Genomic DNA, 20,236 nt, shown 5'->3' on the forward strand with positions numbered 1-20,236 from the left:
CTTTCCGAGGTGCAGATGTCAGGGGGCAGAGGGTCATCAGACCTTCTGCGTGGCAAGCCCTGGCAACAAACGCCAGTAGTTGACGGGCATTATGCGTTCAAGCCATGACAGTACTCTTGCGTCGTTACCAACCACCACGCGGGGTTTGTCGCGCTCAATCCCGCGCAGGATGATTTCCGCGGCCTTGGCCGGTGGCATGCGCAGCAGTTTTTCCGCCTGTTTGAGCTTGCGTGCATGCTCGGCCTGATCAACACCCTCAGGTGGGCGTGCACTGGTGGCAATGGCCGTGGCTACACCGCCGGGGTGTACCACTGTCACACCCACAGGGCCAGCCTGCAGCTCCAGGCGCAGGGCATTGGAGAAACCACGTACCGCAAACTTGCTGGCACAATAGGCGGTCTGGCCTGCGGGGGTAATAAAGCCGAACAGGCTGGAAATGTTGACGATACGGGCGGCTGGCCGCTGTTTGAGCAGGGGCAGAAAGGCGCGGGTCATGCACACCACTCCGTCAAAATTGATGCCCATGAGCCAGTCGAAGTCCTCGGTTTTGACTTCGTCAAAATTACCACCCAGGGCGACCCCGGCGTTGTTGATAATCAGGTCTACTTTGCCGTGCTCGGCCATCACCGCCTGGGGCAGGGCGGCCACAGACGCGCGATTGGCGACATCGAGCGGATGTTCACTGACCTTGACGCCGATCGCTCTTGCCTGGGAAGCGGTCTCGGCCAGGGCGGTAGCGTTTACATCGGCCAGGGCCAGATGGCAGCCGCGCTGGGCGAGGGCGATGGCCAGAGCCCGGCCTATTCCACTGCCAGCGCCGGTAAGTACTGCAACACAATCATTAACTTGCATGGCTTTTATTATCCTTTTTATTGGAACTGCATGACGCCGTCGTCAACCCGGCCGTACTGAATAGTGAGCTTGTCCTGGAAGTAATTCTGATGCACCTGCCAGGGCTTGCGGTCACCCTGTTTGGGTAGCATGCCCTCTGCGCGCTGAACATAACCGGAGGTGAAGTTGAGGAAGGGAGCGTCCTGCACATCTGCGCCACGGCGCGGCACGGCCATCTTGTAGCCATGGCGATCCATGTACTGCAGCAGGCGGCAGGTGTAGTTGGAAGTCAGTTCCGCCTTGAGTGTCCAGGAGGCATTGGTATAGCCGAAGGTCAGGATCAGATTGGGAATGTCACTGAGCATCATGCCTTTGTAAGCTGTGTGTTCACCAAAGGCAACGGGCTCGCCGTCCACGCTCACCTGTACATCACCAAGTGCATTCAGCTTGAGGCCGGTGGCAGTAATGATGATGTCGGCCTTGAGTTCCTCACCTGATGCCAGGCGGATGCCGTCCGGAGTAAAGGTGTCGATGGTGTCAGTTACCACCGAGGCGCGCCCAGCGCGAATATCATGGAACAGGTCGCCGTCTGGCACGGCGCAGACCCTCTGGTCCCAGGGCTTATAGGACGGGGTAAAGTGCTTCATATCGAGCTCTGGGCCAACCTGGGTCTTGACCATGTGCAGTAGACGCTGCTTGAACATTTCCGGCTTGTTGCGAGCGATCCGGTAAAAGAATGAGCCCAGCAATACGTTTTTCCAACGGGTCAGGGCGTGTGCCGCGGGCATGGGCACCCATTTCTGCAGGCCGCGGGCAAAGCCGTCTTCCAGCGGACGGGATACAACGTAGCTGGGTGAACGCTGCAGCATGGTGACATGGGCGGCGGTCTGGGCCAGCGCTGGTACCAGGGTTACCGCCGTGGCACCGCTACCGATAACGACCACGCGCTTGCCACTGTAATCCAGGTTTTCAGGCCAGAATTGTGGGTGAATGATCTGGCCCTTGAAGTCGGCCTCATTGGGGAAGTCCGGGCGATAGCCTTCGTCATAGCTGTAATAACCAGCACAGACCGAGAGCAGGCGCGCTTTCACCACTTCCTCATGTTCCTCACCCTGCTGGTCTGTGGCCAGGGCAGTGATGGTCCAGAGTGCTTCATCGCTGGACCAGGCGGCAGAGAGGACCTTGCGCTGGAAGCGGATATTGTTGGTGATACCCGACTCTTCGGCGATCTCTTCAATGTAGCGCTTGATGTCCGGACCATCGGCAATCGACTTGCGGTGGGTCCAGGGTTTATAGCTGTAGCTCAGCGTATACATATCCGAGTCAGAGCGGATGCCGGGGTAGCGGAACAGGTCCCAAGTGCCGCCCATGGCGGCACGGCGCTCGAGGATCTGATAGCGCTTGTCCGGGCATTGATCAGTCAAGGCGCGGGCGGCGCCGATGCCGGAGAGGCCGGCCCCGATGATAAGGACGTCCAGTGGCGAGGGCTGGAATTTTTGTTGTTGTGCTGTGCTCATGGGAATATCCCGACAATGGGTGGTGGTGACAATCTAAATTGTCATATAAGATTTGGCAATCCCTGTTGTCAGAATTCAGTTCATGAATATAACCACAAACCCAGCGCCGGCTGAAAAAAAACCTGAGCCGAAGAGACGCTATCGCGGCTCGGCTGTAGAACAGCGCAAGGCGCAGCGACGCCAACAGCTGATCGATGCGGCCATACGGGTATATGGAGAGAACGGTTACCGCCATTCGGGTGTAAAGCAGGTGTGTGATGCGGCCGGCCTGACCCAGCGTTACTTCTACGAGTCCTTCGCCCATAGCGATGAGCTGCTGATTGCAAGCTACGAGCAAGCCGCACGTTGGATGCGTGAAGACAATATGGCGGCTGCCGAAGCCGCCGGTGCAGATCCTGTGGTACGCAGCAGAGCGATGCTGTTGGCGTATTTTCAGCGGTTGAAGGAAAACCCGACCATTGCACGGTTGCTACTGATCGAGATCCGCGGCATCAGTCCCGCGGTGGACGAGGCAATTGAAAAAGCACTGGAGGCGACCAGCGATGACATCGCCCGCTTACTCGCCCGGCCCGGTCAGCGTTTTAACGGATTGTTGCAGGCGGGCATTCTGGGGGGTGTGATTCATATTGCACTGCACTGGATGGCCAACGGCTACCGCACCCCCGTAGACGTGGTCACCGACACCGCACTCAAGCTGGGCGTCTCTCTACTCGATCAGGGCCGCTAGATTCCGGACCCGGATTTGTCCAGGAACCCTGTGGTTCGTCGTGAAATACGGAGCGGCAGGTCCCAGTCTCTACAGGGTCTGGATTCGTGTGGTGGGCATAGTCTCACTGCTCTGGGTTTCAACGTTTTCATCGTTGAGCATGAGTGCTTTTTGTTGCTGGATGTACTGACGTATCAGGGCTTCGCCCAAGACTCCCGAGACCTCCAATAGCTCACGATTGATTTCAGGCTGCATCTGAATGAGCGCTTTCCCGCCGTTACTCTCAGCGAATACCAGGATCTCGGTAATTTCATCGGCATTCATCTGGCGCATCAATGCTTCATCATCAAATGGTTCGCCTGCCAACTCGGCCTGCAAAAGAGCTTGAAAGAAACGTTGTACACCGTCGTTGGCTGAAAGTTTCTCGAGCTCGACCAGTTGTGAGTAGCTGAGATGGCGCGCGTAGACCTCTGCGAACACCTGTTCGAAATATTCATCGTTGACGCCGGCAAAGGCTCGCTGTGCCAGCTCAGCCATGCCGGGCTCCTCCCTGGCTCGGGTGGCAAGGTCTTCGGCAAGACCTATCAGAGCCAGGTCGCCTGCGCCAATGTTGTGAAGAAAGCCTTTCGCAGCATTGATGTGATTCGGACTTTGCACCTCTCCACCCACCCTCATCGGGTTGTCCAGCTGAATCTGGACGGGTACCGGGGTGCTGCAGGCGGATACGAAAAGAAGGGTAAGAGCACAGATAACGGCAGCTGCAAAGGGGTGCGGCATGGATGAGTCCTTTCGCATGTTAGTCGGAGCAGGCGGTTTATCGGACATCCATGCCGCAAGGGAGGGTGTAGACAAGCGAGCGCGCTATCGCCAAATAATGCCGCAGTTCTGCATAACTGCCAAGAGCCTGGAAGGGGATAACAGGTGCCTCGAGCAAGTGGGTCGAGGTGGCCCTCGACCCTTCCGGATCAGCTCTAGGCCAGCTCAGCCCAGAGGTCGTATTCGTCGGCATCGAATACGGTGACGCTGACAATATCGCCGGGCTGCAGGGTTTGTTCGGTGTTGATATAGACATTGCCGTCGATTTCCGGCGCGTCGGCCATCGAGCGGCCAATGGGACCTTCTTCGTCCACTTCGTCGATCAGCACCTGAATGGTCTTACCGATCTTCTGTTGCAGGCGCTCGGCGCTGATCACCTGTTGGTGAGCCATGAATCGCTCCCAGCGGTCCTCTTTCACCTCTTCCGGCACGGCATCAGGCAGCGCGTTGGCTTGAGCACCTTCAACGTCGGAATACTTGAAGCAGCCCACACGATCGAGCTGGGCTTCGGTCAGCCAGTCGAGCAGATACTGGAAGTCTTCTTCGGTCTCGCCGGGGAAGCCAACGATGAAGGTGGAGCGGATGGTCAGCTCTGGACAGATCTCGCGCCATTTCTTGATGCGCACCAAGGTCTTGTCTTCAAACGCAGGACGTTTCATCGCCTTGAGAATCTTCGGACTGGCGTGCTGGAAGGGGATATCCAGGTACGGCAGGATCTTGCCCTCGGCCATCAGAGGAATCAGTTCATCCACGTGTGGGTAGGGGTAGACGTAATGCAGACGGACCCAGATGCCCAGCTCGCTGAGTGCTTCACACATTTCGGTCATGCGCGATTTGACCGGACGGCCATTCCAGAAGCCGGTGCGGTACTTGATATCCACGCCGTAGGCGCTGGTGTCCTGGGAAATAACCAATAGCTCACGCACGCCGGCCTTGGCCAGGCCTTGCGCTTCGTTGAGCACATCGCCCACCGGGCGACTCACCAGCTTGCCGCGCATGCCGGGGATGATGCAGAAGCTGCAGCTGTGGTTGCAGCCTTCGGAGATTTTCAAATAGGCGTAGTGGCGCGGAGTGAGCTTGACGCCCTGGGGCGGTACCAGATCAAGCAGCGGGTTGTGGTCGGTGCGCGGTGGAATCACTTCATGCACCGCGTTAACTACCTGCTCGTACTGCTGCGGGCCGGTAACTGCCATGACGCTGGGGTGCACATCGCGGATAGCACTTTCCTCTACACCCATGCAGCCTGTGACGATGACCCGGCCGTTGGCGGCGATAGCTTCACCAATCGCATCCAGAGATTCGGCCTTGGCGCTGTCGATAAAGCCGCAGGTGTTGACCACCACTACGTCAGCGTCCTCATAGGTGGGGACCACCTGGTAACCCTCAGTGCGCAGTTGGGTGAGAATGCGTTCGGAGTCTACCAGGGCCTTTGGGCATCCAAGACTGATAAAACCGACTTTGGGACTGGTCGAGGGGACCTGGGACATGCTGAACCTCATGGCTGCGCGGCGTGGGCCGGATACGAAAGCGGAAAGCGGCGTATTCTAGCCGCCTGGGTGGCAGCATGCCATAGCTGAAACCTGCCGCTGGTCTTGCTGTGCCGAGCAGTTTTCAGGCGGAGGCGACCCGCCGGACCGCTGGAGCGGGTCGTCCGAAATAATAACCCTGATAGAAAAGGCAGCCCAGCTGCAGAAGTCGATCGCGCTGCGCCTCGGTTTCCACCCCCTCTGCGATTACCCGCAGATCCAGGCTGTTACCCAAGGCGACGATGGTGCTGACAATGGCCATGTCGTTTGGATCGGTCAACACATCCCTGACAAAGGACTGGTCTATCTTCAGCTGGAATAACGGCAGGCGCTTGAGATACCCGAGTGAGGCGTAGCCGGTACCGAAATCATCCAGAGAAAAGCGCACGCCGCGTTCGCCCAGTATGCGCATCCGTTCTGCAGTGTCCTGTACATCTTCGACCAGGAGGCTCTCTGTGAGCTCGAGCTCCAGTCGCCTTGGATCAAAATGACTCTCATCGAGCAGCGTAAGGACGGTTTGCACAAATCCGGGATGACGGAACTGCTTGGGACTGATATTGACCGCCAGCGTCCTGTCTGCCGTTTCCGGGGATTGTGCCCATTCATCAAGTAGAGTGCAGGCTTCGCGCAGCACCCATTCGCCCAGACTGATAATCAGCCCGCTGGACTCGGCGATAGGGATAAAACTGCCCGGGGGAATAAGGCCTTCGTCAGGGTGGGTCCAGCGCAGCAATGCTTCCATCCCGAGGATCCTGCCTGTGTGGTCCACCTGGGGCTGTACGTGAAGCTGCAACTGATCGAGCTCGATTGCCTTGCGCAGATCAGCCTCTATGCTTGCGCGGCGGCTGGCTTCAGCCTGCATGATTGGATTGAAGAACTGCAGGTTGTTGCGACCCCGCTGTTTTGCCTCATACATGGCCAACTCAGCACGCTTGAGCAGCTCCTCGGGATTGTTCAGACCGTCGCAGAACATCACTATACCGATACTTGCCGTGGCAACATGGCTAGTTCTGCCAATCTGCAGAGGTACACTTATTCGGTCCATGGTGACCTGGGCCAGAATCTTCGCCTGGTCCGCGGCCTCGTTCAGTTGCTGGTGTAACCCCTCAACAAGAAGAACAAACTCATCGCCGCCAAGACGAGCCAGGGAATCGGTAGGGCGCATGCCTTCGCGCAGCCTATCGGCGATCAGCTTGAGCAACTGGTCTCCTTTTTCGTGACCCAGGCTGTCATTGAGGTTCTTGAAGTTATCCAGGTCAATGAACAGCAAGGCCCCCTCAAAACCGGTCTGTTCCTGGTTGGCCAGTGCGTGGCGCACGCGGTCGAGAAACAGACCCCGGTTGGGCAGATCCGTCAGCGGGTCGTAGAAAGCCAACTGGTGGATGGCTTTCTGGATGTTACGGTATTCGGTTATCTCGGTATCGATGCCACATAGGCCGTATACCCGGTCATCGGCGTCGCGCAGGGGGATTTTTACCGAGATGAAGGTGCGTTGGGTGCCTTCGTCGCAGAGCTCGCTTAGCTCCTCATTAGCTGAACGCGCGCCCCGTTCCAGGACAAGTCGGTCGCTGTAATGGCGACGCTCTGCCGTTTCACTTTCGAACAGTTCCCTGTCCGTCTTGCCAAGAACCTCGGTTGGCGTCTTGCCCAGCAGGCCGCAGAGTCGCTGGTTTGCGTACTGGTATCTCAACTCTTCATCCTTGATGTAGATATGCGCCTGAACGCTGTCGAGGATCGTATTCAGCCGTTGTTTACTGGTCTTCAGGTCACGCGTGTGCAGATCGACGCGGTGGCGCAGCAAGAGGTTGAATATGAGCGCGATCACCAGTCCAAGGGCCAGCAGCAGCAAAAGACCGATCATGTAGGGCGGTATCGCCAGCAAACTATTGCGCTGGCTCCAGCGGTGCAGGATCTCATGGTAGGGCGAGTCAGGGTCTGCCTGCCAACGGATAAGGTACGCTTCGATTGCCGCCAGCTCGTTCAGGTGGCGCCCACCTGAGCCGGTATAGAAAAGCCGGGCTGGTTGAAAGATGATCGGTGTCGCCTCGATCCCCATGGTGATTGCCTGCCTGTCTCCATAATGATGATTGCTTACTGCGGCATCCACTTCTCCATTCGCCAGCAGCGCAAAACCCGCTGCATAGTTGCTGACTGACATCCAGGTTACGGTTACACCAAAATTGTCAGCAAGCTGAGTGAGGTAGCGCTCCTGGACCGAGCCGGTCAGCACTGCGACACGCTTGCCATCCAGGTCGGGAATCGCCCGGATCCCTCCACGGGCTCGCTGATAAATTTGCGACCAGCTATGCAGGGCAGGGGTGTCATGAAAGTCCAGTGTCCGAGCCCTGAACTCGCTATGGGCGACATCCGGCATGATGTCGATTGCCCCTGTTTCAAGCAGGTTCAGGCACTGGTCCCATTCGCAGGGCACAGGTGTGATGGTCCAGTCTTCACGACTGGCTATTTCATTGAAAAGATCGCCAAAAATCCCTGACAGTTTGCCTTTGTCATCGAGAAACAGTTTGGGTGGGTTCTGGTATACGCCGATATTCAGCGACTTTTGCGGTGCGGAAATCACCAAGGTAGAAAGCAGACTAATCATGATAGCTAGAATCGTCGCCGCCAGCTTGCGGGTGCGCCATCCGGGAGCAACGGCTGCTCTGGCGTGACGGGTCAGGTACACAAACTTCCCGGATAATCTGATCCTGTCCATAGCCTTGTTTTTTCCTTTACCCTGCAATTTCTACCTACCATTATTCATAGCAGAAAAAAGCACCCTGGTGGATGTTGTTGTGAATTAGAAACACACTCTCGCCCGCAGGGTAGGGCATCGCAAGCGGCGCTGTTGGGAGTGACATGCAAGCGGGCGCGACCTTATGAAGCCTCGCGCCCGCTAAGGTTGCAGCATCGGAATCAACGTTCCTGGATCTGATCCACATCGGACTGTGGGATCTGGTGCATCCGGCCTTCGTTGTCCTTGTAGCGCAGCATTTTGGTGTCTTCATCTATCTCGGGTTTGTCGGATGCCTCGAGGATAGTGCCATCATTGGTAGTGATCAGATAATCGCTGGCGCAGCCGGCCAGGGTCAGAATGCCAAAGCCGCATACCAACGCCATAATCCACTGTTTCATAAGCTTTGTTTCCTTCAGGTTGAGAGTCTTGTTCGCTCATTTGGACTACCGACAGGTGTAGATGTTCAAGGCATAAAAAAACCCCACCGAAGTGGGGTTTTCTGTACTGCGGAGTGCTTACAGCTCAGTGACCGGAATGGACGCTGCGGCTTTCTGGTAGGACTCGATTTCGTTGAAGTTCATGTAGCGGTAGATATCAGCAGACATGCTGTTGAGCTCAGCCGCGTAGCCCATGTATTCCTCAACGGTCGGCAGGCGACCCAGAATCGAAGCAACCGAAGCCAGCTCGGCAGAGGCCAGGTACACATTGGCGCCATCACCCAGGCGGTTCGGGAAGTTCCGCGTGGAGGTGGATACGACTGTGGACTTGGCAGCTACGCGTGCCTGGTTACCCATGCACAGGGAGCAGCCGGGCATTTCCATGCGCGCGCCAGCCTTGCCGTAGATGCCGTAGTAGCCTTCTTCGGTGAGCTGGAACTGATCCATCTTGGTCGGCGGGGCCAGCCACAGACGGGTCGGCAGGGCACCCTTGTTCTTCTCGAGCAGCTTGCCAGCCGCGCGGAAGTGACCGATGTTGGTCATGCACGAGCCGATGAACACTTCGTCGATCTTCTCGCCAGCGACCTGGGACAGCAGACGGGCATCGTCCGGATCGTTCGGAGCACACAGAACCGGCTCTTTCACGTCGGCCAGATCGATCTCGATGATCGCAGCGTACTCGGCGTCCGGATCGGCCTTCATCAGCTTGGGATCGGCCAGCCATGCTTCCATGGCCTGGGCACGACGCTCCAGGGTACGCGGATCCTGATAGCCGTTGGCAATCATCCAGCGCAGCAGGACGATGTTGGACTTCAGGTACTCGGCAACCGACTCTTCGCTCAGGTTGATGGTGCAACCGGCAGCGGAACGCTCTGCAGAGGCGTCGGACAGCTCGAATGCCTGCTCGGCAGTCAGGTGGTCCAGACCTTCGATCTCGAGAATACGGCCGGAGAAGATGTTCTTCTTGCCCTTCTTCTCGACGGTCAGGTGACCTTCCTGGATCGCGTAGTAGGGGATTGCATGGACCAGATCACGCAGGGTGATACCGGGCTGCATTTCGCCCTTGAAGCGCACCAGAACCGATTCCGGCATGTCCAGCGGCATCACGCCGGTGGCAGCGGCAAAGGCTACCAGGCCGGAACCGGCCGGGAAGGAAATGCCCATGGGGAAACGGGTGTGCGAGTCGCCACCGGTACCGACGGTGTCGGGCAGCAGCATGCGGTTCAACCAGCTGTGGATGATGCCGTCGCCAGGACGCAGGGCAACACCACCACGGTTGTGGATGAAGTCAGGCAACGTGTGGTGCGTGGTCACGTCGATGGGCTTGGGGTAAGCCGCGGTGTGACAGAAGGACTGCATCACCAGGTCGGCGGAGAAGCCCAGGCAAGCCAGGTCTTTCAGCTCGTCACGGGTCATCGGGCCAGTGGTGTCCTGGGAGCCAACGGTAGTCATCTTCGGCTCGCAGTAGGTGCCTGGGCGTACGCCCTCAACGTTGCAGGCCTTGCCGACCATCTTCTGCGCCAGGGTGAAACCCTTGGTGCTGGCAGCCGGTACATCGGGCAGGCGGAACAGATCAGCAGCGGGCAGACCCAGTTCGGCGCGAGCCTTGTCGGTCAGACCGCGACCGATGATCAGCGGGATACGGCCGCCGGCGCGTACTTCATCGAGCAGCACCTGAGTCTTCAATTCGAAGGTGGTGATAACTTCATCAGTACCGTGCTTGCAGACCTTGCCGTCATAAACGTAAACGTCGATAACGTCGCCGGTGTTGATTTCGTTGACGTCGAACTCGATCGGCAGGGCGCCGGCATCTTCCATGGTGTTGTAGAAGATAGGCGCGATCTTGTTACCGAAGCAGAAACCACCAGCGCGCTTGTTCGGTACGTAGGGAACGTCGTCGCCGAAGAACCACAGAACCGAGTTGGTAGCTGATTTACGCGAGGAACCGGTACCCACGACGTCGCCTACGTAGGCAACCGGGAAGCCCTTGGATTTGACTTCTTCGATCATCTTCAGCGGGCCGACGGAACCTTGCTCATCAGGCACGATGCCGTCACGGGCCATTTTCAGCATGGCCAGCGCGTGCAACGGGATGTCAGGACGTGACCAGGCATCAGGAGCCGGGGACAGGTCGTCAGTGTTGGTTTCGCCAGGTACCTTGAATACGCTCAGGCTGACTTTTTCGGGAACAGCGGGGCGGTTGGTGAACCACTCGCCATCGGCCCAGGACTGCATGACTTCCTTGGCGTGGGCATTGCCCTTCTTGGCGCGATCAGCGACGTCGTGGAAGGCGTCGAACATCAGCAGGGTGTGCTTGAGTTCCTTGGCAGCAGCAGCGGCCAACTCGTCGTTGTCGAGCAGCTCAACCATGGTGACGATGTTGTAACCGCCCTGCATGGTGCCGAGCAATTCAACGGCGCGCAGTTTGGTCAGCAGCGGGGAGGTGACTTCGCCCTTGGCCACGGCAGCCAGGAAGCCGGCCTTGACGTAGGCGGCTTCATCAACACCCGGGGGTACGCGGTTGGTCAAAAGGTCGAGCAGAAACTCTTCTTCGCCAGCCGGTGGATTCTTCAGCAGGTCAACCAGACCGGCGGTTTGTTCGGCGTTCAACGGCTGGGGCACGATGCCCAAGGCTGCGCGCTCTTCTACATGTTTGCGATAGGCTTCTAGCACAGTTATTACCCTCATCAGTCTGTTCTGCTTGCGGCGGAACGGTCATCCTCACGGACCAGGGAAGCACTGAATAAGCATCTTGCGAAAAGGGAGTTATTCAGTGCTTCCCCTGCATGCCGGACTTAGGGCTGGGGAGCAGGCTCGGCCTGTTGCTACTGGCGGGCAAGCTGGTAACGGATCACGCAGCCCTAACGGCGGGCCGATTCTACAGTAAGCGCCCGGCAAAGTTAAGCTTGAGGGCTCTGTGACCTTCGTATCAGACGCTTATAAAATCGTCAGTGGTGGTTCTGGGGTCAGGAAGACACTTGATTTACCATAGGCCGCCAACGCGGAGCCGGCCATGACAGAAACCTCTTACACCAGCAAAACACCCTGCGTAGGCTTGTGTTCGACAGTCTATGGCGATCTGGTGTGCCGCGGCTGCAAACGCTTCAGCCACGAGATTATCGACTGGAATCGCTACCAGCCTGTGCAGAAAGCTGCGGTCTGGAGCCGCTTGGAACAGTTGCTCGGGCAGATAGTATTGGCGCGGATAGAAGTCGTATCTGCATTGCAACTACGTGAAGCGATGGCAGCCAAGCAGATGCTTTTCAACGAGAGCCAGCCCATGGCGTACCAGGCCTGGCGTCTGTTGAGCCGCGCTGATGCTCCAGCACTTGAAGAATGTGGCATGCGGGCACGACAGGGCTATACGGATCTCACACTGAAGCAGCTACGCGAGGAGATCGACAGGGACTATTTCAGCCTGTCGGAAGCTTATTATCAAAGGTATGCGGCCGGAAACACCTCCGGCTGAGCAGCAAGCCGTAAGCCCAAGCTGCAAGCGACAGGCTACAAGCCAAAGCCAGAGCCAAAACTTCCAGCTTCCTGCTCCGCCCCCTGCTTTTAACTTGCCGCTTGAAGCTTGAAGCTTGCCGCTGCCTTTATTTCTCCAGCAGGTCTTCCAGGTGCGCCATGGTGTCTTCGGGCTTGAGGACCAGGATGTCGCTTTCCAACTGATCAAGAATGACCTCGGCTGTATTGCCGATCAGTGCGCCGGCAATGCCCTTGCGGCCTACAGTACCGATGACGGTAACGCTGGCACCGATCTGCTTGGCTACTTTCGGAATCAATGTGTCAGCCGGACCTTCGTCGATATGCACATGACCATCATCCAGCTGATGACCGCTGATGTAGCGCTCTGACTCGTCGCGGTAACGTGCTGCAATGTTTTCGCGCAGCTGATACACCGGATCCGAGGCGGACATCATTGGCGCCGGGTGAGCGCTGACCAGATGCAGGCTGCCGTTGATCATGTCGACGATATCCGCGGCGTGGCTAACGATGGTGTCATGCAGTACATGGTGCTGGTCGTCATGATTGCCGACGTCTACGGCTGCCAGGACGCTACCTTTCATCCAGGAAGCTGTGGTTTTTACCAGCAGGATCGGAGCAGGGCAGTAACGCAGTAGCTTCCAGTCGTCCGGCGTGAGAAGAGCCTTTTTCAAGGGGCTGTCAGGCAGGTGCTGTTTGACGACCAGGCCGCAACCTTCGGAGGCTGCCACGTGCACGACGGTGTCGGTCAAATTGTTGTGCCACGCCTGAGTCGCTTGTGCCTTGAAACCTTCTGCCTTGAGCTCGGCACAAAGCTTGTCCAGCATAGGCTGGTGGCTGTTGCGGTTCTCGCATACGAGCAGGTGCAAATCCGACTCAATGACCCCCGCGATCAGTTTGGCGCGCATCAACGCCAGCTGTTCGGTTTGTGTCGGATCGATCACAACCAGGATCCGCTTGATTGCTTGCATGGCCTTTCTCCCTGTTTTTTGATTTAACCAGTTTTATTTCTACCACCAATGTAGCCTGTTTTTTCCTGAACGCTGTTGATTTGGATCAAACCTGCTGAGTGCAAGGATCTCGCGAGTCGTGGATAATGCGCTGATTACGCTACATTAACTCCCTATCGTGACCTCCATGACCCTGCCACAAGAACTTATCGATTTCCTTCCCTCGCGAACATCCGGAATGTGGGTGGAACAAGCGCTGGCCCATCCCGCCGAGCTTTTGATTGATCATGCCAATTGCGAGAAAAAGGCAGCTTCAACGGCGCTGAATCTGATGTTCCGGTATGTTGACAAGCCCGAGCTACTACAGAAGATGTCACGTCTCGCCCGTGAAGAGCTTCGACACTTCGAGCAAGTGACCGCAATCATGCAGCGTCGTGGAATCGCTTATCGGGGTCTTTCTGCCAGCCATTATGCCCAACGTCTGCGCCAGCACGTGCGCACGACCGAGCCTGGACGTCTGGTGGATACCCTGATTATCGGCGCCTTTATCGAGGCCCGTTCCTGTGAGCGGTTTGCCTGTCTGGCTCCGCATCTGGATGAGGAACTGGGCGATTTCTACCGCTCATTGCTCAAATCCGAAGCCCGGCATTATCGCGATTACCTTACTCTTGCGCGGCAATATGCCGATGCACCGATCGAGGACCGCATAGCCGAATTCGCTGTGATAGAAGGCCAGGCTATGATCGAAGATGATTCGGAGTTTCGCTTTCACAGCGGTACAGTTGATGGTTCAGCCAAACTCGCCTGAAAAGCCGGTCATGACCCGTCTATAATGGGGGTGAATGCAGCATTCAGGTCTGGACATTTTCAAGGAGTTTCAATGCAACAGCCAATGACCGGAAACCCTATGTTACCCAGAGCCGCAAAGCTGTTTGTTTTGCTCGCGAGTGTCCTGATACCGTCGTTATCCTTTGCTGCGGTTCCGCTTTGCGAGCGGATAGTGGCAACCGGCAACCCCCAGTACCCACCCATTCTCTGGGTCGATCCTGAAGACGATAGCCGGCTGATCGGCGCCGGGGCCGAGCTTCTTGAGCAGGCTCTTGCACAGAGCGATGTCAAGCTGGACATGCTGAATGTCGGGCCCTGGTCACGTGCCCAGGAAGAAGCGCGAAGCGGTCGTGTGGATATGCTCGCCGGTGCGTTTCTTACCCGCCAGCGTCTGGGCTATATGGATTACATCCATCCCGCCTATGCGGACGTGCCCAGTGTCATCTTTGTGCGTTCCGACGGAATCTTTCCATACAGTGGCTGGGAAGACTTGCGTGGCAAGACCGGCAGCACCGTGCTCAACAACAGCTTCGGCAACCAATTTGACCGCTTCGCAGCGGATAATCTGCAGATCGAATCAGTACCTTCGGTGGAGCAATCCTTCCAGAAACTGCTGCGTGGAAGGGCCGATTACGTGATTTACGAGCGTTATCAGGGCCTGGCTATCGCTCAGCAGATGGGCATTGCAGACAAGTTGGATGTGCTCGACGGCTCCCTCATGACTGAGCAACTGTACCTGACCCTGTCGCATAATTCGGCATGCAATTCTTCCGATCTTCGGGCAGCCCTGGCACAGGCCATGTTTGACCTCTCCCGTTCCGGTGTACCCCAACAGTTGCTGGAAAAATACCGCGAGATCTGGGCGCAGCAGCTGGTTACGTCAGGCGCAGTGCCTGGTCCGATAGTCAACGAATAACGGAACAGTTCGTTTCCCGTTGCACTGCTCCCGCACAGTTGCTGTCGCTGGTATGCTGTTGGGGTATTTTTCCCCGCAACTGTATGGTGCTGACCAGATTACCGCTCCATTAAGGTAAAAAGGCATGCAGGAGAACAGTGATGAGCAGCCTTTTATACCAACAGATCGCCCGACAACTGGCCGATGACATACGCAAAGGGTTCTACAAACCCGGTGAGCGAGTTCCCTCGGTGCGGAAATTGAGCACCCAGAAGGGGGTCAGCCACGCCACCGTGTTGCACGCCTATGCCACGCTGGAAGATCAGGGCCTGATAAGGGCCAGGCCCCAGTCTGGCTATTTCGTCCACAATACGCCCGCGCTGACTGCGCCGACACCACCTATCGCACGGGTCGAACAGCCCTATGCGGTGACTCGTAGCGGCATTATCAGCGAGATTTTGCATCAGTCCCGCCGGGAGGGTGTTATTCCACTGGGGGCCGCCGTGCCTTCGAGCCAGTATCTGCCGCTGCGGGCTCTCCACCAACAGATGAGCAAGGTCACGCGGTTTCACAGCCAAAAAGCCTACAGCTACATTTTCAGCCCCGGCTACGAGCCACTGCGTAGACAGATTGCTATTCGCATGCGTGATGCCGGCGCGGTTGTCGATCCGTCCCAGATCGTGATAACCAATGGATGCGTTGAAGCTATTCAGTTGTGCCTGCGCTCGGTTACCAATCCCGGCGATCTGATTGCTACGGAGGCTCCGAGCTATTACGGACTGGTGCAGCTTTGCGATCTGTTGGGGCTGAAGGTGATAGAAATACCGACCGACCCCGATAGCGGCCTGAGCCTTGAATCCCTGGAAAAAGCGGCGGACAAATGGCCAATCAAGGCGCTTGTTCTCACCGCACGTGCGGGCAATCCCATGGGTGCAACCATGCCCGAGGACCGGCAGCGGAAGCTGGTGGCCATGATGGCCAAGCGTTGCTTGCCGATCATTGAAGACGACATCTACGGGGAGCTGATGTTCGAGCCCGGACGTTCCAAGGCGCTAAAGGCCTTTGATTGTTCGGACACCGTGATGTACTGCTCGAGTTTTTCCAAGACCATTTCACCGGGCGTTCGAACGGGCTGGGTCATCGCCGGGCGGCATCAGAGCGCCATCGAAAAGCTCCAGACCTTTACCACGCTGTCAGCCTGCAGTGTGAGTCAGATGTCGGTGGCGGCGTATCTGGAAAATGGCGGTTACGATCGGCATCTGCGCTATTTGCGACAGGAGTACCGTAAAAATCTGAGCAGCTTTCAGCTGGCCGTGCAGCAATATTTCCCCGAGGGTACGCAGATCACCCGACCTGCAGGCGGATTCATTTTATGGATCAGCCTGCCTGGCGATATAGACGCACAAAGACTGTTCGAGCAGGCTTTGGAGCACAACATCAGTATTGCGCCCGGTGCGGTGTTCAGTCATTCGGAACAGTTCAACCACTGTTTGCGATTGAACTGTGGTGTGCCGTGGAATCGGGAAACCGAGGCGGCGGTGATGACGCTAGGTGTTCTGGCTAAGGGGTTATTGAGTAAAAACAAGGTGGTAGAGGCGGTTGATGAGGAGGTGGCTTAAGTAGGGATTGGTGGTTTTCGGACCCTTCCCGGCGGGGCCGCCGGCCCCACTGGCCCCGGCGCGAAAATAGGGCCCGATCCGGACTATCGCGCCGCCAGAATGGCCCGCGCGACCCTTGAGCCATTTTCTCTGCCCAGCACCAAGTTGATGCGCGCACCGGCGTTCACCAGCAGATCGAGATCGATACCGGTCTCGATTCCCATGCCGTTCAGCATGTACAGCACATCTTCGGTCGCCACATTGCCGGTGGCACCCTTGGCATAGGGGCAGCCGCCCAGTCCGGCAACTGAACTGTCGAATACGCTCACCCCCTCCAGCAAGCTGGCATAGATGTTGGCCAACGCCTGGCCGTAGGTATCGTGAAAATGCCCAGCCAGTTGCTCGCGTGGTACGTGCTTGGCTACTGCTTCGATCAGGGCTCGGGTTACACCAGGTGTGCCGGTGCCGATGGTGTCGCCCAGGGATACCTCGTAGCAGCCCATGGCGTGGAGTTCGCGGGCAACACTGGCGACCTGGTCAGCCGGTACTTCACCCTGGTAGGGACAGCCGAGCACGCAGGAGATATAGCCGCGTACCTTTACATCCGCCTTTTGCGCGGCTTCCAGCACGGGTGCGAAACGCTCGATGCTTTCAGCAATCGAGCAATTGATATTGCGCTGGGAGAACGCCTCGGACGCTGCGGCAAATACTGCCACTTCGCGCACACCGGCTTCCAGGGCGGCCTCCAGACCTTTCATGTTCGGCGTCAGGGCGGAATAACTGACGCCGGAATGCTGTTTGATCGCCGCGAATACCTCGGCCGATCCGGCCATCTGTGGCACCCACTTTGGCGATACGAAGCTACCGACTTCGATATGACGTATACCTGCGGCGCTCAGATCGTCTACCAAGCGCACCTTGTCAGTCACGGCGATCGCCTGCGACTCATTCTGCAGACCGTCCCGCGGCCCGACATCGACCAGACGCACGGATTGCGGCATATTCATGGGGTTGCCTCCAGTTCGACCAACAAAGCGCCTTCGTTAACCAGCTCTCCCTCGCTACAAAATATCGCGGTGACGGTGCCGGCATGGGGAGCGCGGATGCTGTGTTCCATTTTCATTGCTTCGACCACCAGCAGTGCCGCTCCGGCCTCCACCTGGTCACCGGTAGTGACCAGCAAACGCACAATGCTGCCATTCATGGGTGCCTGCAAGCCACCCGCATGTTGCTGGGCCTGATCGACGCGGCTGATGGGATCAACCTGTTCGATTTTGAGCCACTCGTTCTGCCATTGCAGAAATAGCGCCTGGCCGCGAACAACGACTGCATGGCGCTGCAAAACACCGTCATGGATAACGGTCAGTTGGCCACTGGCCGGATCAAAGCTGCTGCCGCTTATGTTGACGTTATTCAGCTGACGCTCATCGTTACCGCATTGCAGGTGCAGCCGGCTGGTGGTGGGGAGCCCGCTGCGCCATCCGCTGGGTAAAGTGCTCCAGGGCGATTGGGGGTCGTCCGTGCGCTTTATCTGAGGTAGGCAAAGTAGCCAGGCGGCGCCAGCCAGTTGCCAGAAATCCCCGCTTAGCTCTGTCTTTTCCGGTAGTAGCTGTTCGGCATGGCGGGGGATGAATCCGGTATCCAGTTCTGCGTTGGCAAAGGCAGGGTGATCGATGATGCGACCAAGGAACGTCAGATTGGTCTGTACGCCGGCAATGGCGGTTTCACGGAGCATAGCCAACAGTTTAAGCCGCGCAGCTTCGCGTGTTTCGCCCCAGGCGATGACCTTGGCCAGCATTGGATCGTAAAAGGGTGATACTTCGTCGCCCTCGCAGATACCCCCATCCAGCCGTCTACCCACACCCGGCTGGGATTCGCGATATAGCTCAAGGGTACCACTGGCTGGCAGGAAATCATTCAGCGGATCTTCCGCATAAAGGCGGGCCTCTATCGCATGCCCCTGTAACGGAACCTCGTGCTGCTGCATTGGCAATGGCAGGCCCTGGGCAATGCGCAATTGCCAGGCCACCAGGTCCTGGCCGGTGATGGCTTCGGTAACCGGGTGCTCGACCTGCAGCCGGGTATTCATCTCCATGAAGTAGAAGCGTTCCTGCTCATCGAGCAGAAATTCGACCGTGCCGGCCCCCACGTAATCGATTGCCTTCGCGGCCTGCACAGCCGCCTCACCCATTGCCTGACGAAGTGTTGCTGACAGGCCGGGGGCGGGGGCTTCTTCTATCACTTTCTGGTGCCGGCGCTGGATCGAGCAGTCACGTTCGTTCAGATGGATGCAGTTGCCTTGCTGATCGGCAAATACCTGGATCTCGATATGCCGCGGCTTGCCCAGATACCGCTCGACCAGCATGCGGCTATCGCCAAAGGCGGATTTCGCCTCCCGTTGGGCGGATTCCAGAGCTTCGGCTAGATCGGTCTCACCCTCGACTACCTTCATACCCTTACCGCCACCGCCGGCTACGGCCTTGAGCAGAACCGGGTAGCCGATGCGTTCGGCGGCGGTGCGGAAGGTAGCCAGGTCCTGATCGGCACCGTGATAACCCGGTACCAGGGGGACGCCAGCGGTCTCCATCAATGCCTTGGCGGCGGATTTGCTACCCATGGCATCAATTGCACTGGCCGGCGGACCAATAAAGATCAGGCCCTCAACGGCGCAGGCCCGGGCAAATTCGGCATTTTCTGAAAGAAAACCGTAGCCGGGATGAATCGCTTGGGCGCCGCTCTGCCGGGCGGCAGCCAGCACCAGATCGCTACGCAGATAACTGTCCGCCGGCTTGGCACCGCCAAGGTTGATTGCCATGTCGGCTTCAAGCACGTGCCGCGCATGGCGGTCGATATCGCTATACACCGCCACGGTCCGGATGCCCATGGCTTTTGCAGTACGCATGATCCGGCAGGCGATTTCGCCGCGGTTGGCTACCAGCAGGCAGGTGATGGGGGAAGTTGAAATCTCACGCGGCTTACCCATTTCAGTACTCCTGCCAGGACGGTTTGCGTTTATCGAGAAACGCGGTCAGACCTTCCTGGCCCTCAGGGCTTACCCGTACGCGGGCGATGGCTGCCTCGGTATAACGGCGCAGGGCCGGCGACAGTTCACCATGTTTGACCTCCTGCAGCAGCGCCTTGGTCGCACGCATCGCGGCGGGGCCGTTTTGCAGCAGGTTGGTAGTCCAATCGTTCACCGCCTGGTCCAGCTCTTGAGCGGAATAAGTGGCTGCAAGCAAGCCGAGATGTTGCGCCTGCTTCCCATCAAAACGCTCGGCGGTCAGTGCGTAGCGGCGGGTCGCACGCTCACCGATCGCCTTGACCACGTAAGGGCTGATCACCGCCGGCAGAATGCCGATGCGCACCTCGGAAAGGCTGAACAGACTGTCCTCGGCGCCAATGGCCATGTCGCAGCAACTGATCAGCCCCAGCGCGCCGCCGAAGGCCGCGCCCTGAACGATAGCGAGAGTGGGTAGCTTGAGCTGGAACAGGCTGGCCATCACCTGTGCCAGTTCGCGGGAATCATTGAGGTTGGCGTTGTAATCGAGCTTCGCGCTTTCCTGCATCCAGGCCAGATCGGCACCGGCGGAAAAATGCTTGCCACGGCCACGCAGCAGAAGAAAACGCAACCCGGGCCGGGCTTCGATTTCATCGAATGCCAGCAACAGCTCGCGGATCATCTCGGCGTTGAAAGCATTTTTCTTCTCCGGCCGATTGAGCCACAGTGTGGCCACGTCGTTCGGGGAGAATTCGAGCTGTAGTGTTTTGAAGTCGGGCATTTCGGTCTCTGTTTTCTCGTAAGCCGCAAGCCGCAAGCTTCAAGCGGCAAGCAGGGCGTGCAAATGTATAGTCGTTTGGCTAGGCCTGCTGATTCCCTGCGTTTAGCTCGCAATCAACACGTTCGTGCGAGCC

Annotated in this window: 16 protein-coding genes; 5 read left to right on the forward strand and 11 right to left on the reverse strand. The window is 57.8% G+C overall.

Going from position 1 to position 20,236, the window contains the following annotated elements; all coding sequences use genetic code 11:
• Nucleotides 1-36: 36 nt before the first annotated feature.
• The gene (locus tag IEV54_RS10540) at nucleotides 37-852 is read right to left on the reverse strand and encodes an SDR family NAD(P)-dependent oxidoreductase (RefSeq protein WP_150277033.1); all 816 of its coding nucleotides are present in this window, start codon (nucleotides 850-852) and stop codon (nucleotides 37-39) included.
• Nucleotides 853-869: 17 nt separating this feature from the next.
• Entirely contained in the window at nucleotides 870-2,348 is a 1,479-nt protein-coding gene (locus IEV54_RS10545) for a flavin-containing monooxygenase (protein ID WP_150277032.1), read from the reverse strand.
• Nucleotides 2,349-2,430: 82 nt separating this feature from the next.
• On the opposite strand from IEV54_RS10545, the gene IEV54_RS10550 reads away from it, so the two are divergent.
• On the forward strand, nucleotides 2,431-3,075 hold the full coding sequence (locus IEV54_RS10550) for a TetR/AcrR family transcriptional regulator (protein ID WP_150277031.1): 645 nt from the start codon (nucleotides 2,431-2,433) through the stop codon (nucleotides 3,073-3,075).
• 69 nt (nucleotides 3,076-3,144) lie between these two features.
• Here IEV54_RS10550 and IEV54_RS10555 read toward each other — a convergent pair whose 3' ends face one another.
• From IEV54_RS10555 to acnB, 5 genes are all read right to left on the reverse strand, one after another.
• Nucleotides 3,145-3,831, reverse strand: a complete 687-nt coding sequence (locus tag IEV54_RS10555; RefSeq protein WP_150277030.1) for a DUF2059 domain-containing protein — start codon at nucleotides 3,829-3,831, stop codon at nucleotides 3,145-3,147.
• Nucleotides 3,832-4,025: 194 nt separating this feature from the next.
• Nucleotides 4,026-5,357 (reverse strand): 30S ribosomal protein S12 methylthiotransferase RimO, encoded by a 1,332-nt coding sequence (gene rimO, locus IEV54_RS10560; RefSeq protein ID WP_150277029.1) that lies wholly within the window; start codon nucleotides 5,355-5,357, stop codon nucleotides 4,026-4,028.
• Between the two features lie 124 nt (nucleotides 5,358-5,481).
• Nucleotides 5,482-8,109 (reverse strand): EAL domain-containing protein, encoded by a 2,628-nt coding sequence (locus IEV54_RS10565; protein ID WP_223825395.1) that lies wholly within the window; start codon nucleotides 8,107-8,109, stop codon nucleotides 5,482-5,484.
• A 200-nt stretch (nucleotides 8,110-8,309) separates the two neighbouring features.
• Nucleotides 8,310-8,528: a YgdI/YgdR family lipoprotein gene (locus tag IEV54_RS10570; protein WP_150277028.1), complete on the reverse strand. Its 219-nt coding sequence runs from the start codon at nucleotides 8,526-8,528 to the stop codon at nucleotides 8,310-8,312.
• A 117-nt stretch (nucleotides 8,529-8,645) separates the two neighbouring features.
• Nucleotides 8,646-11,240 (reverse strand): bifunctional aconitate hydratase 2/2-methylisocitrate dehydratase, encoded by a 2,595-nt coding sequence (gene acnB / locus IEV54_RS10575; protein ID WP_150277121.1) that lies wholly within the window; start codon nucleotides 11,238-11,240, stop codon nucleotides 8,646-8,648.
• Between the two features lie 340 nt (nucleotides 11,241-11,580).
• On the opposite strand from acnB, the gene IEV54_RS10580 reads away from it, so the two are divergent.
• Nucleotides 11,581-12,036, forward strand: coding sequence for a DUF1289 domain-containing protein (locus IEV54_RS10580; protein ID WP_150277027.1), 456 nt, complete (start codon nucleotides 11,581-11,583; stop codon nucleotides 12,034-12,036).
• 127 nt (nucleotides 12,037-12,163) lie between these two features.
• Here the strand turns inward: IEV54_RS10580 and IEV54_RS10585 are convergent, their stop codons facing one another.
• Nucleotides 12,164-13,024, reverse strand: a complete 861-nt coding sequence (locus tag IEV54_RS10585) for a universal stress protein (protein ID WP_150277026.1) — start codon at nucleotides 13,022-13,024, stop codon at nucleotides 12,164-12,166.
• 166 nt (nucleotides 13,025-13,190) lie between these two features.
• Here IEV54_RS10585 and IEV54_RS10590 point away from each other — a divergent pair, with 166 nt between their 5' ends.
• The 3 genes from IEV54_RS10590 (at nucleotide 13,191) to IEV54_RS10600 (ending at nucleotide 16,345) form a co-directional block, all read left to right on the forward strand.
• Nucleotides 13,191-13,811, forward strand: a complete 621-nt coding sequence (locus IEV54_RS10590; protein WP_150277025.1) for a MiaE family protein — start codon at nucleotides 13,191-13,193, stop codon at nucleotides 13,809-13,811.
• Nucleotides 13,812-13,883: 72 nt separating this feature from the next.
• A complete protein-coding gene (locus IEV54_RS10595) occupies nucleotides 13,884-14,747 on the forward strand; it encodes a substrate-binding periplasmic protein (protein WP_223825394.1) in 864 nt (287 codons plus the stop codon).
• Nucleotides 14,748-14,884: 137 nt separating this feature from the next.
• A complete protein-coding gene (locus tag IEV54_RS10600) occupies nucleotides 14,885-16,345 on the forward strand; it encodes an aminotransferase-like domain-containing protein (protein ID WP_150277024.1) in 1,461 nt (486 codons plus the stop codon).
• Between the two features lie 83 nt (nucleotides 16,346-16,428).
• Here the strand turns inward: IEV54_RS10600 and IEV54_RS10605 are convergent, their stop codons facing one another.
• Genes IEV54_RS10605 through IEV54_RS10615 form a run of 3 tightly spaced genes read right to left on the reverse strand, consistent with a single transcriptional unit; the run spans nucleotide 16,429 to nucleotide 20,103 of the window.
• Complete coding sequence (locus IEV54_RS10605) at nucleotides 16,429-17,331, reverse strand: hydroxymethylglutaryl-CoA lyase (protein WP_150277023.1); 903 nt, start codon at nucleotides 17,329-17,331, stop codon at nucleotides 16,429-16,431.
• Nucleotides 17,328-19,307 carry an acetyl/propionyl/methylcrotonyl-CoA carboxylase subunit alpha gene (locus IEV54_RS10610; protein WP_150277022.1) on the reverse strand — a complete coding sequence of 660 codons (1,980 nt, stop codon included), beginning with the start codon at nucleotides 19,305-19,307 and terminating at the stop codon, nucleotides 17,328-17,330. The genes IEV54_RS10605 and IEV54_RS10610 overlap by 4 nt, the downstream gene beginning before the upstream one ends.
• A 1-nt stretch (nucleotide 19,308) precedes the next feature.
• Nucleotides 19,309-20,103, reverse strand: coding sequence for a gamma-carboxygeranoyl-CoA hydratase (locus tag IEV54_RS10615; RefSeq protein WP_150277021.1), 795 nt, complete (start codon nucleotides 20,101-20,103; stop codon nucleotides 19,309-19,311).
• Between the last annotated feature and the right edge of the window lie 133 nt (nucleotides 20,104-20,236).

Origin of the sequence: Halopseudomonas salina (assembly GCF_014637955.1) — a bacterium.
In the GTDB taxonomy this organism is placed as follows: domain Bacteria; phylum Pseudomonadota; class Gammaproteobacteria; order Pseudomonadales; family Pseudomonadaceae; genus Halopseudomonas; species Halopseudomonas salina.

Bases quoted from the DNA above. Each gene is read 5' to 3' on its own strand.
- IEV54_RS10545 (WP_150277032.1), bottom strand. From the start codon at position 2,348: ATGAGCACAGCACAACAACAAAAATTCCAGCCCTCGCCACTGGACGTC.
- IEV54_RS10615 (WP_150277021.1), bottom strand. From the start codon at position 20,103: ATGCCCGACTTCAAAACACTACAGCTCGAATTCTCCCCGAACGACGTG.
- rimO (WP_150277029.1), bottom strand. From the start codon at position 5,357: ATGTCCCAGGTCCCCTCGACCAGTCCCAAAGTCGGTTTTATCAGTCTT.
- IEV54_RS10555 (WP_150277030.1), bottom strand. From the start codon at position 3,831: ATGCCGCACCCCTTTGCAGCTGCCGTTATCTGTGCTCTTACCCTTCTT.
- IEV54_RS10580 (WP_150277027.1), top strand. From the start codon at position 11,581: ATGACAGAAACCTCTTACACCAGCAAAACACCCTGCGTAGGCTTGTGT.
- IEV54_RS10605 (WP_150277023.1), bottom strand. From the start codon at position 17,331: ATGAATATGCCGCAATCCGTGCGTCTGGTCGATGTCGGGCCGCGGGAC.
- IEV54_RS10550 (WP_150277031.1), top strand. From the start codon at position 2,431: ATGAATATAACCACAAACCCAGCGCCGGCTGAAAAAAAACCTGAGCCG.
- IEV54_RS10595 (WP_223825394.1), top strand. From the start codon at position 13,884: ATGCAACAGCCAATGACCGGAAACCCTATGTTACCCAGAGCCGCAAAG.
- IEV54_RS10540 (WP_150277033.1), bottom strand. From the start codon at position 852: ATGCAAGTTAATGATTGTGTTGCAGTACTTACCGGCGCTGGCAGTGGA.
- IEV54_RS10610 (WP_150277022.1), bottom strand. From the start codon at position 19,307: ATGGGTAAGCCGCGTGAGATTTCAACTTCCCCCATCACCTGCCTGCTG.
- IEV54_RS10570 (WP_150277028.1), bottom strand. From the start codon at position 8,528: ATGAAACAGTGGATTATGGCGTTGGTATGCGGCTTTGGCATTCTGACC.
- IEV54_RS10590 (WP_150277025.1), top strand. From the start codon at position 13,191: ATGACCCTGCCACAAGAACTTATCGATTTCCTTCCCTCGCGAACATCC.
- IEV54_RS10585 (WP_150277026.1), bottom strand. From the start codon at position 13,024: ATGCAAGCAATCAAGCGGATCCTGGTTGTGATCGATCCGACACAAACC.
- IEV54_RS10565 (WP_223825395.1), bottom strand. From the start codon at position 8,109: ATGGACAGGATCAGATTATCCGGGAAGTTTGTGTACCTGACCCGTCAC.